We start from the raw sequence: 12,609 nt of genomic DNA on the forward strand, positions 1-12,609 counted from the left end.
ACATCGGCCATCAGCACACAAGTGTCGGGGCCCGAGCCCATCAGCGAGCGCAGTCGAGGAAACGGTGACAGTCACCCACGGAACAGCCCGGCCCGGCCTGTCGATCGACCACACCACCGTCGACGACATCCGGGTGGTCACCCTGCGCGGCGAGATCGACCACACCGTCACGAACGAGCTCACCGAGGCCCTGCTGTCCTACGGCAGCGTGACGCGGCCGCGGACCGTGGTGGACCTCAGCGGCGTGACCTTCATGGACTCCAGCGGCATCAACGTCCTCATCGCCGCCCACCAGGCCATGAGTGGCGCTCAGGGATGGCTGCGTATGGCCGGCGCCCAGGCCTCGGTGCTGCGGGTCCTTCAGCTCGTCGGCCTGGATCAGGTCATCGGCTGACATCCCACCGTCGAGCAGGCCCTGACCGCCTAACCCCCTTCGCGGCCACGGGTGTCCGCGGCTCCAGCGCTTCCGCCCTTTTGCCCGGCCCCTGCGCCCTGAGTATCCCGCTCAGGTGACCGCCGCTGCACGGCCGCCTCCAGCTGCTGCCCCACCGATGGCGGCAGCTCCTGCCCAAGCGCCCAGCCGATCACCGTCTCCGCCACCGTGTGCAGCTTGGTGTTGGTGTGCTGGGACACCTCCCGCAGCACCTCGAATCCGGCCGCCGGCGCGAGCCGGTGGATCGCGACAAGGACACCGATGGCCTGGTCCACCCTCGCGTGGGAATCGACGGCATGCCGCAGCTGCGTGCGACTGTCGCTTGGAGATGACCTGGAAGACCAGGTTCGCCTCGGCGCGTTCGAGGGGCTGGTAGCCCACTTCGTCGACCACGAGGACGCTCGGCCGCAGGTAGGTGCCGAGTTTGTTGACCAGCCGTCCGGCCGCCTCGGCGGCCTTCAGGTTGCGGACCATGTCGTCGAGGCTGGCGAAGTAGATCGAGTAACCGGCCCGGCAGGCTGCGACCGCGAGGGCGACGGCGATGTGTGTCTTTCCCACTCCGGGCGGTCCCAGCAGGGCGGCGTTCGCCTTGCCGTCGACGAAGGAGAGGCTGGCGAGGTCTTTGACCTTGCGCGGGTCGAGCTCGGGCTGGAAGGAGAAGTCGTACTCGTCCAGCGTCATGTGGTGCGTCAGTTTGGACAGCCGCAGGCCCTGGCGGAAGCGGCGGTCGTCGCGGACGGCCAGTTCCTCGGACAGGACCAGGTCGAGGAAGTCGAGGTAGCCCATCTTGGCCTCGTCGGCGCGGCGGATGTACTCGTTGATGGTCTCCGCGAGGTGGGGCAGGCCGAGCTTGCCGGCCGTGGTGCGGATGCGGTTGCCGGTCAGCTCGCTCAAGAGGACTCCTTCGTCGGGGAGTTGGTGGTGAAGGGCCGGGTTCCGGTCAGCTCGTCGTAGACCGACAACGGACGCCGGCCGACCTCGATCTGGGTGACCGCGGCGCGGTCCAACAGGGCCTGCAGTGGGCCGACGTGGCTGCTGGCGGATGGTTCACCACGCGGCGGCGGCGTCACGTCGCCGGTGGTGGTGCGGCGTCCCTTGCCCGTCGGCAGGCCGTCCCAGTGCGTCTCCTCGACGACACGGACGCCCCGCCCGACTGCCCGCGAATGGGCGGCCAGCAGAGTCTCGCCGTCGGCATCGGGAACGGTGGAATGTAGTGCGACCTGGGACTTCGTTGCTCTGACCTCAACCAGCTGGCGTGGGCGGACCTTGCGGGCGGGCACCGAGTAGAGGTTGCCTGCGAAGGCGACCAGGCAGTCCTTGCCGACCGGTCGCAGATGTCGCTCGTCATCGCCGGAATCCCACGCTTCGGGTCTCGGCCAGCAGGCGGACCGTCAGGGCGGAGTCGTCGCCGACGGCCTGGGCGATACGGTCGGCGGCCGCCGCCTTGGCCGCCGGGTCCTTCAGCCAGCGTTCGCCGCCGTCCAGGTGCCGGCGGTCGACGGGACACAGTGCGGACTCCCTACGGCAATTCCCTGAAGAGCGTCAGGGGTTGCCGAGGTAACAGGCGGATACCCATCCCCTTTTAGAGATTCGATAAGGGTTGTCCCGCTACTCTGCCCCCGGACGGCATGTGGGGTTGAGTCCTGGTGGAATGAGCCGATCCCGGATGCGCCTTCCTGACCGTCATCGGACCGTAGAGGCTGGCATGATGGTCCTCATGTCCACGTACCGAAAGGCCGATGCCGCGTAAGCGCCCCGGCGTGCTGCGCGCTCAACAGACTCCACGTTTCGCGTGGAGCTTGCCTCCAGACCGGATCCACGGCCTCTCTGCCCGAACCAGCGTCGCGATAGATCGAGTAGAGCGGCTCTCGGGCGACTACTACATCTACCCCGGCGTCACCGACCGTGCGCTGCGGCAGTACCGAGCATTTCTCCAACCACCAGGACGTCGGCCCCTGTATCCGCAGGAGGAGACGTGTTCCTGCCGCGGCTGCTCTTTCTACGACGTGCGGCACGCACGCGACGTGCTTGCCGAGATCGTGCGGCAGTTGCCTCCCAGACCCCGCGCCGAACTTGAACGCCAAGTACGTGTCCTGGATGCCAGATACGTCGAGCGCACGCTGCCGGATCCCTTCGCCACACGGCAGTGGCGTTCTGACCTCTGGTGGAGACGCCGTTTGGCCGGCAGCCCGGAAGCTGGATGAGGAACCCAAACTGCGGTGAAATGATCAATGCGTGTCTGGTGTGATCACGGCGTCGCAGCCGTCCTGGATAGGCCCGTTCACCGGGCTGAGCCCACGCTGCTTCGGCAAGCTCGTGACCGCCCTGCGCCGTGAGGGAGCAGACGTGGCCCGCCGAGGCCGGCCGTGGAGCCTGCCTTTGGAGGACCGCGTCCTGCTGGTAGCGGCGTACTGGAGAACCAACTTGACGCTGCGACAGCTCGCGCCGCTGTTCGGAATCTCGAAGTCCGCGGCGGACCGCATCATCAACCGCCTCGGGCCGCTGCTCGCCCTGCGGCCACGCCAACGGTTCCGCAAGGGCACCGTGCTTATCGTGGATGGCACCCTGGTGCCCACGCGTGACCACACGGTGGCCGAGCAGTCGAACGCACCTCGTACAACGCCGTATCGACGTAGTCACGGCCGTAGGCGACGGCGTCCGTCGGGTCGGTGTACTGGTGTTCGGGCGGCGGGCTGGTGTTGACGACGGTGAGGAGCAGCGTGGTCGTGCCGTCGTCGTGGGGGTCAGCTCGGTATCGAGTGCGGCCCGCCACAGGGATAGCGCCACATCGGCAGCCGGGACGAGATTGTCACGACAGTAGGCCGCCCACCTGTCGTCGTCACTCATGCCGGTTGTGCATGCCCTGTACCGTGCGACTGTCGGCGAACGTGGCCGACAGTGGCCGAACGACGAGATGAGCCCGCAGCTCGAAGATACCGAACCCCCTACCGGGCGTTCCGGCTCTTCCTGTGGGGCAGCACACACGCATTCAACGTCAACGCGATGCAGCCTACCACCTTGTTGTCGAACGCACCGCCGAGCCCGGTCCCCGACGTCCCGCCTCCGCAGGCTCGCGTTGAAAGGCTGCCGGTCTTCACGGGACTCTCCGCCCGCCACAGTCAAGCAGAAAGCTTCTGCTCCAGATGTCGGGCTTGATGTGCAGGCGACGGGATGTGCACCGACGGAATTCGAGCCCCACAGCCGTCGGTCACTCCTGGATGGGTGTGAGCAGGGACTTCTCCAGGATCACCGGAAGCGACAGGGTGCGGTAGCCGACCGAGGCGAACAGTACGGTGATTCGGTGGTCCTCCTCGCTGAGGACCTCGCCGTCCCCCCACTGGGGGTGGCGGACCCGGACACCGGGCGCGAACGCGTGGTCGCGGCCTTCGGGCGAGGCGGTGCGTGGGCGCGGCAGGTCTGGAAGGGCGTCGGCCCGGGCACCCGCTTGCTGCAGGCACCTGTCGCAGTTGTCGCACCGGGTGTGCAACTGCTCGCCGAAGTAACCGAGCAGGAAACGCCGTCGGCAGCCGGTGGTCTCGGCCAGGCCGCGCATCATCTCGACCCGCGAGCGTTCCAGTCTCTCGTGCGCGGCGCCACGCCTCACGGCCTGGTCGACTGCGTCTCCCAGATCGGTACCGGGCACCCGGGACACCTTTCCGCGCTCCACGGTGACGGCCTCGGCCTGCTCCAGCAGATTGAGCACCGCGGTCAGTCTGCCGGCGGACAGACCGGTCTTCTGCTGGAGCTCTGTGGGTGTCACCGCTGTCGTGTGCTCCCACACACTGCGGGCGGCCCTCTTGATCGTGTCAGGATCCGGACGGCCGGTGGAGAAGAACTTCTGCAGTCCGAGATCCTCTTTGCGGTAATGCAGGATCGCCCGGGCCGCCGCACCGTCCCGTCCCGCCCGGCCTATCTCCTGATAGTAGGCATCGAGCGATCCGGGCACCGAAGCGTGCAATACGAACCGCACGTCGGGTTTGTCGATCCCCATGCCGAACGCCGAGGTGGCCACCACCACGTCCAGCTCTCCGGCCAGGAAACGGTCGTGCACCGCGGCGCGTTCGGCTGACCGGGTGCCTGCGTGGTAGGCGGCCGCGGCCAGGCCGAGTTGGCTCAGCTCCGCGGCGTACGTCTCGGCGTCCTTGCGCGTCGCGGCGTAGACGATGCCCGGCTTGGGCTCGGCGGCCGCCCGTTCCACCACTGACCGCCGTTTGGCTGCGTCATCGAGGAAGTGAGTCACCTCCAGGCGGATGTTGGGCCGGTCGTAGCCCGCCGCCACCTCCCGGACCTTGCGCATGCCCAGCTGTTCGACGATGTCGGCGCGCACCGGTGCCGCGGCGCTGGCGGTCAGCGCGAGGATCGGAGGGCGCCCGACGCTCTCCGCGGCCTGCCGAAGCCTGAGGTAGTCGGGCCGGAAGTCGTGACCCCAGGACGACACGCAGTGCGCCTCGTCCACGACGAACAGAGATGGCTTCAGTGCGCTCAGCCGCTCCAGCACCTCCTGCTTGGCCAGCTGTTCCGGGGCCAGAAACAGAAACCGCGCTTCGCCGCCGCTCACGCTCGCCCAAGCCCGCTCGTTCTGCGTCTGGCTCATCGACGAGTTGATCGCCACCGCAGTCTGGCCACCTCTCCGCAGCAGCCCGGCGACCTGGTCCCGCTGGAGGGCGATCAACGGAGACACCACGAGCGTCGGACCGGGCAGCAGCGTGCCCGGCACCTGATACACGGCCGACTTGCCCGAACCGGTCGGCATGACCACGATGGCATCCCGGCGGGCCATGACCGCCTTCATCCCAGTGAGCTGACCGGGGCGCAGTTGGTCCCACCCGAAGACCCTTCGCGCCGCTCTGCGTAGCCGGCGGGCGGCGAACAGCCTGGTCAGCATGGAACTCCCTGTGCAGTACAGCGCGCCGGGGTGACCCGACCGCGCGTTCTTCGGTCTACTACGGCTCTGCGGCGGGCCGCTGCGGCCGAGGCGATCCGCCCGGTGACAGTAACGCAGGAGGCGGACCGTCTCCTGTGGCGCCCGCCTCAGGCGGCCACGCACGGTCGTCACCCGATGTGAAGGAACCGATATTGCGCCGTGGGTACAGGAGCTCTGCCTCCGGCAGCCGAATACTCGCTCCGCTCGCGTCCCCGCGCGAATTGCCCGCCTCCGGCGGGGGGTTATGGAAATGGCCTCCGGCCATTCCATAAACCTGCGCCCCTCCGGAACGGAAAAGCGGGCGGATGCAGTTTGTTCCTCCGGAACTAATTCGAGTGCTGGATTTCATTGCATGGGTGGGGAATTAGGGTTTGAGTTGAGCGATCGTCATATCCCTCTAGCGGGGGGGCAGGTTTAGGGGGGATCTCCGATTCCTTTAAAACTGGGGGCATTTGATTGGTATTCCGTGAGAGAAATTAAATCACGGAATACCGGCGAGGGTTAGGCCCTCCGGGCCCAACCCTCCCGGGAGTAGCCCAGGTAGTGACGAGAGATCAGGAACCCTCCAGCAGAACAAGGCACCCTCCGGGCGCCAGCCGCCCACAACCGACCACCGGCGAGCCGCCACGCGACCGAACAAGCTCACCCCCAGCCCACACACCCCCAACGGCCCAACAAGGCCCAGAGACCGCCCCACAGGGCCGCACGCCGGGCCGGACACGGCCCGCCAGCACCCCCAAGACCCCAGGGCCGAACACGGCCCAACAGCCCACACGGGCGGTTGGCGGCCTGGTCCTTCTTCTCAGGCGTACGGCGACGCGGTCGGTACTGACGGGCGGCACCTTCTCCAGCGCCCCGGCGAAGTCGGCCCACCAGGCGTCCGGCAGCTGGAGGATCGGGTGGTCGGACAGGACCGGCTGCCGGCGCGGTGGCCGACTGGGGCGCCACCACGTCCCACTCCTTCCAGGGCGGCGCGGCCGGGCCGGTGTCCGGTGCCGGTGCACAGCCCCGGCGACGGCGACCCTCGCGACCTGGGGACATGCCTGGAGCGCGAGGTGCGGAGGCAGCCGTCCCGAGACACGGGCACGCAACCTGAGTGTGTGGCAGCAGCAGGACACGAGGATCGAGACCGTCTGCCGAGCTCCCGCTGCCTGCCGCAATCCAGCAGGCTCAGGCCCAGTCGATCTCCCAGCCCTCCAGGTAGGACCCGATGCTGGAGCAGTAGGCGTAAGACCAGTTCCACTTGTTCCGCCAGGGACCGTTGACCCACTTTCCGTTGGTGCAATAGGCCCGGGCCCTGTACTTCTGGCGGTCAGGGCAACTCGCGCCGTACGTTCGGGTGTCCATCCAGACCCGACAGTCAGCTGCCGCCTGGCGGGGCTGAGTCGGGGCACCCGAAGCGGAGGGCGCGAGGAACAGGCTGGAACCGAGAGCCGCCACCGTGGTGACGAGCATCAGTTTGCGCATCGTCGTTCCTTTCGATCGGGGAAGAACCTTCGGACTGGCGGGTAGCGCTTGCCGACTTGGCTGCGCGTACGGACGGTCGTCCGGCGCCCGCTGTGCGCACGGCACTCACGATGGACGGGCGCGGGATGGAAACCACTAATCCCGCCCAGTCTGGGTCAACGTGAGACGCTCACCCTTCTGACCTGCGTGAACGCTGCGCGGGATGCAGCGGTACTGGGACGTGGAGGATGTGCGGCAGGTCCGTTCCGATCAGTCCGTCTGGCCGGCTGCCCGGGCCGCGCCCCCGGCCTCCCGCTGGGCGGCAGGCGACCACGACGTCCTGGTCACCTTCGACGCCGGCTATGACGCTCCGCGCATGGCCCATCTCCTGGCCAGCCCCGCCTGACTTTCGGGACCCCTCCCGGAGCTCCTGTGGTTGTGTTCTGGCGTCGATGCGATCCCCGCATCAGAGGAGGAACAAGACACATGAAGGAAAGAAGAGAGGTACGTCCAGCACGACCAGAAAGTGAAACGCACTGGGTACTCGGCTTCGACGGATCGTGCCGCACCTGCGGAGAGATTTCACAGGCGGTCGCCGCCGCCTGCGCCGGCAGGCTGGAGGTGCTCCCGCTCGAGAACCCGCGGATGAAGGAGTGGCGGGCGGTGGCCTTCGGCCCCGACGCCCCCTTCACACCGACCCTGATCCGTGCTGACGAGGACGGGCGGGTTCGCGCATGGACGTCGCACCGAATGGCCCTTCCCCTCACCCGTCGTCTCGGGGTGCGCGCCACCTTCCGGATCCTGAGCGCCCTCGGCCAGCTGCGCGAGCAGATCCATCAGCCGCTGGTCAGCCCTGCCGACGACACGAAGCGGTTCAGCCGTAAGCAGTTCCTCCGCCTGGGCGCCGGCGCCACCATCGCCGGGGGCCTGCTGTTCACCGGAACGGCGCCGGCCTTCGCCGAGGAACGCCGCTCCGCCGCCGCGGCGTGGGTGACGGCCAACCGGGACCGGCTGCCGCAGACGTACCAGGCGATCATCGCCTACTCGCCCGACTACCGCAGGGCCATCCACGCCGCGCTGCCGGCTTCCACCCGCGCGCGCCTGTGGCGCGAGCACGTCGCGAGCTACCGGGCCGCCCACCCGCCCACGACCTCGGAGCAGAAGCGGGCCCTTGCCGACCTGGAGCGTTACATCTCCGATGACGCGGTGTTCGGCGGCGATAAGTCGGACGCACGGGTCCGCGCGGACCAGGAGATGAGCCGGCAAATGATCGCGGCGTTCGGCGCCGACGAGGCCTACCGCGTCATGGCGTCTCTCGGCCCGGCCGACCAGCCGGTCTCCGCCAGGGCCGAGTACTGCAGCTGTGCCGACGCGTCGGACTTCTGCCGTATCGGAACGAACTGTCAGTACCGGGCTTCCTGCGAACGGATCCCGAGCGGCTGCGGAGCCTGGTGGGACTACACCTGCGACGGTCACTGCTTCGCAATCGGGTGAGGCTATCGGCTCCCCTTCGCCCGTGAAACCAGGCTCGGCGTCGACGGCAGTACACCGGTGTCGACGCCGAGCCGGTGGAACGCGCGGCGGCCACTGCTCACCCGGGACGGCTGCCGCGCTCTCATCCCCAGGCCGGCGGCACCGCCCTGGTCCTGCCCGACCCGGCGGTCAGCGAGTACACAGCACGCCAGCTCAACGGAGAATCAACCGAGTCTGACTACCAGGACGACGACGCGTACGCCCTGGCCTGGGCCGCCCTCCTCCGCCTCCTGGAACGCGTGGCTCCCGACCACCGGGAAACTGAACACTCGGGTCGATCGGCATGGTCCGCTCCGGCGCCACACACACATCGTCCAGGTCGTACGGGCCCCGGGTCAGGGCAGCTTCTGCAGCCCGGCGCCGGTCAGCAGGTGATCCGGGGCGAGGGTGGTGGCGTCTGCCCGTACCCGCTCGACCAGAGCTGCGCCGGCGACCTGTGGGGGGAAGCTTCACCCCGGTCGTCACGAGCGCCGTGCGCGACCTGGCCCGCGCCGCCCTCCCTCGCAACGGCTGGACCAACACCGCCAGCGGCCGACGCCCTGCGGCCCCAGCCATGCCGTGCTGCCGGGAAGCGATCTTCGGCAGGGTGGGAAGCGATCTTCACGCGCGTAGCTCACGCCCAGGTCACCCCACGCGTGAACACCCCTTGGGATGACCAGGGGTGACGTTGAGTGCCGAACCAGCTTCTACCCGGGGGCCGCTGAGTCCGGCTCCTGATTGCTAGGGGGAGCGGCTGGGTTCGGTGGCTGCTGTGACGGTGGTGTGGCACTGCTGCCGCCCTCGTTGTTATCGGCTCGATCGTCACCATTGGTGTTGTCGGTGCTTCGACTGGATCGGCGAATTTGCCAGAAGGCCACGAGTCCGCCAACCCCGCCCAGGGCCGTCAGGGCGGCAAGGATTTTCGTGGCGCAGCTTGACCCGACCCGGCCCATGTGAGAGCGCTCCCATAAGCTGTGCTTGAACCTTGGTTGATGTTGCTCTGGTCTCGGTGGCAACGCGGGTCTCGTTACCGCCGCCCGTACGATCGTCTGCACGGCCTCGACCCCGGCCTCCCGCTGGGCGGCAGGCGACCACGACATCCTGGTCGCCTTCGACGCCGGCTATGACGCTCCGAGCATGGCCCATCTCCTGGCCAGCCCCACCTGACTTTCGGGACCCCTCCCGGAGCTCCTGTGGTTGTGTTCTGGCGTCGATGCGATCCCCGCATCAGGAGGGACCTTCATGATGAACAGAAAATCAGCTGCGGCGGCAGCAGGTGCGGTGCTGTTCGCCGGGGTGCTCACTGCGCCGGCCACGCCGGCGATCGCGGCACCGAAGGGTGGCGCCGCGATCGCCGCTTCCTGCCTTGGAAGCGCATACTCCCTCTTTAAGCCATCGGGCACTGTTACCGATCCAACCGGCTTCTACGTGACCACGAGCAACTGCCGTGACATCCAAATCAAGCCGGAGTTCACCGTCCTCGTGAAAGTGTGCTTCCAATCCACCGGCTGTCAGCGCGCAAACACGTTCGCGGCTTTTGATAGGTGGACGGTGGTCGCGACCAACGTCAGGGACGGTGTGCCGTTCAGGTTCCAGTTCGACACCTCCCGCCCGCTCGACTACTCCGGCGCGTTCTGATCTCGCGGAACGGCGCGACCGGAAAGCTGCAATGGCACCTGCGCAACGGCAACAACGCAGGCCCGGCCGATCTGTATGGGCAGGGACGGTTTTGCACTCCAATACGTACCCGCCTGGCGGCCTACCTGGACTACCGAAACCGCCGGTGGCCCGGCCCCGCACCACCAATCCCTGTTCGTCTCCCAGACCACGGGCTGCGGCGTGGAGCCGATCGTCACGTCTGGATCAACGACGTGCTCGGCATGCCCACCAGCCAGCTTCGCGAGCACCGTCTCCTCCACGAGGCCGAGGCACACGGCGACCACCGCCGGATCTGCGGCCTGTTCGGCCTGTCCGTCGGCGCGGCCCACCAGTCGAGCCCGCCCGCATGCCGTTCGATACAGGTGTGCAGTGCCTTCCGCAGCTGGTACACGTAACCGATCGCAGACGCTGAGGCCTCGAATGGATCCGCTCGCTCCGCCATGTCACCCCCGTATCCAACCGCGCTCACGTTGCGTAGCCAGATCATTCCATGAGGCCCCCGCAGCACGTCACCCCTCGGGGCGCAATGATCGGCGAACTTGCCGATTCGCCTTTCGTCTTACCGGAGTTGGAGGAACTCTCGGGCTCCACGCAGCCGTGTGCGTACGCGCCCCTGTGTGGCGCTGCTGTCGAGGCGGACGTAGAGGGCGCCGGGCGTGCGGGTGTCGGCTCGGCGCCCGGTAGACAGCCGGGTTGCGTCGAGTCCGTCGCGTTGGGCGATGAGCACGCCGAGTTCGTGACGGCTGAGGGCGTCCGCTCCGGCGAGGTGGAATATCCCCGCCTGGTCGGACATTGCGAGTTCCCGCAGAGCGGAGGCCAGGTCTTGGACATGTACCGGGCAGCGGATGTCGTCGGTGAACAGGACGCCGTCGTGTGTGCCGACAGCCAGGGCGTGGACCATGCGCTCGTGAACGGATCCGCCGTTCCCGATGATCAGTGAGGTGCGTGCGATCGCAGCGGCCGGCGCCAGGAGCCGCACAGCGGTCTCGGCGGCGGCCTTTGCCGCGCCGTACGGGGTGACCGGGTCGGGCAGGCAGGTCTCGTCGTAGTGAATGCGGGAACCGGAGAACACGGCATCGCTGGAGACGTGGACCAGGCGGCAACCGCGTTTCACCGCGGCCATCGCCACGCGGATCGAGCCGTCGGCAGTGACCGCCCAGTCGCTCCCTCCGCTCGTCGCGTTGATGACGGCACCGGGGGCAACCGCGGCCAGCACCTCGTCGACGTGCCCGGGTGCGCGAAGGTCGAGCTGGTACCACGAGGCTCCGGGAATACTGCCGGGGCGGGAACAGTACGTCACGGCCGTCTCCCAGCCCGCAGCCGTCGCCTGGCGCACAAGTTCCGTCCCCAGAAACCCGCTGCCGCCGATGATCAAGACCCTCATGGCCCCCACGGTAGGGCAGCCCATTTCGGTCCGGGCCACTGTTGCCCAGGCATCAGCCCAGCACTGTGGCCTGCTGGTCCGACTCGGGGAACAGCGCGGCCAGGTGCAATCGGCCGTGGCGTAATTCGCGCTCTGTCGCGGGGATTCAACCGTCTCTAGGCTCCCCGGTATGGCCAAGTCACGGGGCAGGAAGCAGCGCAAGCCACAGCAGCGTGTCATCCGGCGTAAGCCGGAGTCTGCGCCCCGGTCCCCTTCGCTCTTGGCCGGTCCTCGCACCCCGTACGTGATGCGGGGCAACATGCCGATGACAGCCCGCATCCTGGAACAGGCGCCCCCGGACGCGCTCGTGGAGCTGCTGCTGCCGAACCTGTGGGCCGGGATCGCGGACGAGAGCGGGGCGCCGGCCAACATCTGCGTGGACAGCTGCCTCACCCTGAAGTACGCCTACGGTCAGCTCGGGATCCGCTCGGAACTCGCGCTGACCGACCTCGTCGTCCGCGAGGCCAACGGCGACAGCGTGCTGCACGGCACCCCGGAGCCGTCATGGAACGACGACGGCACCGTCTTTCACGGCCACTGCATCCTGCTCCTGCCCGACTCCGGCCGCCATGTCGACGCCACCGTCGAGCAGTTCGCACAAGTTCGTGACCAGGGTGGCGGCCCGCTCATCGGGCGCTCCGTCACCTCCAGTGAGGAACTTCCGCCAGGACAGCTCCTGCCACCCGGGACCCGCCTGGCGGTCCAGCGCAGCGAGATCGTAATGCTGTACACGCTGTCGCATCTCAGCGTGGCCGACGTCATCGACGGCAAGCCCTGGATCACCGAGAACGCTCACCGGCACTACCGCGCCGGCGTCAATCTCGCCTCACTCACGCTCCAGGCGCTGCGCATGCCCGAAGTCATCGGCCGTGCCCGCCAGTCACCCCATCCGCGGCTGCGGGCGCTGCTCCGGGCTGTCGGGGACGCTCCGCAGGAGGTGGACGACGAGCGCAATGTTCGCTTCGCCCTGCACGGCCCGCACGGTCCGCAGCCGCTGCGCCTGGACGAAATCCCCCTGCCCGCAACCACGCCAGCCCCGTACCCGCGCCCCCTACCGGTGGAAGCCACCGGCACCAACAGTCCCTGAACCGCACAACCGAGCCCGCGATGACCCGCCGGTCCGACACCGACGACCGAGTCGCGGCGCTGCTCCACGCTGTCGCCCTCAGGTACACAGAGGCCGAACCGCTGATGAAGCCCGGCTATCGCGTG

11 protein-coding genes and 2 pseudogenes are annotated in these 12,609 nt (G+C 68.1%); 7 read left to right on the forward strand and 6 right to left on the reverse strand.

Annotated features, from left to right (window positions below):
- The first annotated feature begins 64 nt into the window (after positions 1-64).
- Positions 65-394 carry an STAS domain-containing protein gene (locus tag ACQEVY_RS00240; RefSeq protein ID WP_432943517.1) on the forward strand — a complete coding sequence of 110 codons (330 nt, stop codon included), beginning with the start codon at positions 65-67 and terminating at the stop codon, positions 392-394.
- A 29-nt stretch (positions 395-423) separates the two neighbouring features.
- Here the strand turns inward: ACQEVY_RS00240 and ACQEVY_RS00245 are convergent, their stop codons facing one another.
- From ACQEVY_RS00245 to ACQEVY_RS00255, 3 genes and pseudogenes are all read right to left on the reverse strand, one after another.
- The gene (locus tag ACQEVY_RS00245; protein ID WP_432943519.1) at positions 424-708 is read right to left on the reverse strand and encodes an ANTAR domain-containing protein; all 285 of its coding nucleotides are present in this window, start codon (positions 706-708) and stop codon (positions 424-426) included.
- Positions 709-751: 43 nt separating this feature from the next.
- A pseudogene (locus tag ACQEVY_RS00250) lies at positions 752-1,327 on the reverse strand (ATP-binding protein); the annotation flags it as partial.
- Positions 1,324-1,767, reverse strand: coding sequence for a Mu transposase domain-containing protein (locus ACQEVY_RS00255; RefSeq protein ID WP_432954990.1), 444 nt, complete (start codon positions 1,765-1,767; stop codon positions 1,324-1,326). The pseudogene ACQEVY_RS00250 and the gene ACQEVY_RS00255, both read right to left, overlap by 4 nt.
- 901 nt (positions 1,768-2,668) lie before the next feature.
- Here ACQEVY_RS00255 and ACQEVY_RS00260 point away from each other — a divergent pair.
- Positions 2,669-3,037: pseudogene (locus ACQEVY_RS00260) on the forward strand (helix-turn-helix domain-containing protein); the annotation flags it as partial.
- Between the two features lie 604 nt (positions 3,038-3,641).
- Here ACQEVY_RS00260 and ACQEVY_RS00265 read toward each other — a convergent pair.
- Both ACQEVY_RS00265 and ACQEVY_RS00270 read right to left on the reverse strand, forming a co-directional pair.
- Positions 3,642-5,318: a RecQ family ATP-dependent DNA helicase gene (locus ACQEVY_RS00265; protein ID WP_432943521.1), complete on the reverse strand. Its 1,677-nt coding sequence runs from the start codon at positions 5,316-5,318 to the stop codon at positions 3,642-3,644.
- Between the two features lie 1,209 nt (positions 5,319-6,527).
- A complete protein-coding gene (locus ACQEVY_RS00270) occupies positions 6,528-6,824 on the reverse strand; it encodes a hypothetical protein (protein ID WP_432943523.1) in 297 nt (98 codons plus the stop codon).
- 202 nt (positions 6,825-7,026) lie between these two features.
- Here ACQEVY_RS00270 and ACQEVY_RS00275 point away from each other — a divergent pair, with 202 nt between their 5' ends.
- From ACQEVY_RS00275 to ACQEVY_RS00290, 4 genes are all read left to right on the forward strand, one after another.
- Positions 7,027-7,209: a hypothetical protein gene (locus ACQEVY_RS00275; protein WP_432943525.1), complete on the forward strand. Its 183-nt coding sequence runs from the start codon at positions 7,027-7,029 to the stop codon at positions 7,207-7,209.
- 80 nt (positions 7,210-7,289) lie between these two features.
- Entirely contained in the window at positions 7,290-8,297 is a 1,008-nt protein-coding gene (locus ACQEVY_RS00280) for a bacteriocin fulvocin C-related protein (RefSeq protein ID WP_432943527.1), read from the forward strand.
- Positions 8,298-9,557: 1,260 nt separating this feature from the next.
- Positions 9,558-9,953, forward strand: a complete 396-nt coding sequence (locus tag ACQEVY_RS00285) for a hypothetical protein (RefSeq protein WP_432943529.1) — start codon at positions 9,558-9,560, stop codon at positions 9,951-9,953.
- Positions 9,954-10,195: 242 nt separating this feature from the next.
- Positions 10,196-10,369: a hypothetical protein gene (locus ACQEVY_RS00290; RefSeq protein WP_432943531.1), complete on the forward strand. Its 174-nt coding sequence runs from the start codon at positions 10,196-10,198 to the stop codon at positions 10,367-10,369.
- A 164-nt stretch (positions 10,370-10,533) separates the two neighbouring features.
- Here ACQEVY_RS00290 and ACQEVY_RS00295 read toward each other — a convergent pair whose 3' ends face one another.
- Positions 10,534-11,358 carry an SDR family oxidoreductase gene (locus tag ACQEVY_RS00295; RefSeq protein WP_432943533.1) on the reverse strand — a complete coding sequence of 275 codons (825 nt, stop codon included), beginning with the start codon at positions 11,356-11,358 and terminating at the stop codon, positions 10,534-10,536.
- 169 nt (positions 11,359-11,527) lie between these two features.
- Between ACQEVY_RS00295 and ACQEVY_RS00300 the strand changes: the two genes are divergently transcribed.
- The gene (locus ACQEVY_RS00300; protein WP_432943535.1) at positions 11,528-12,484 is read left to right on the forward strand and encodes a hypothetical protein; all 957 of its coding nucleotides are present in this window, start codon (positions 11,528-11,530) and stop codon (positions 12,482-12,484) included.
- Positions 12,485-12,609 lie beyond the last annotated feature (125 nt).

The organism is Streptomyces sp. CA-288835 (assembly GCF_050936385.1).
Classification (GTDB): Bacteria; Actinomycetota; Actinomycetes; order Streptomycetales; family Streptomycetaceae; genus Streptomyces.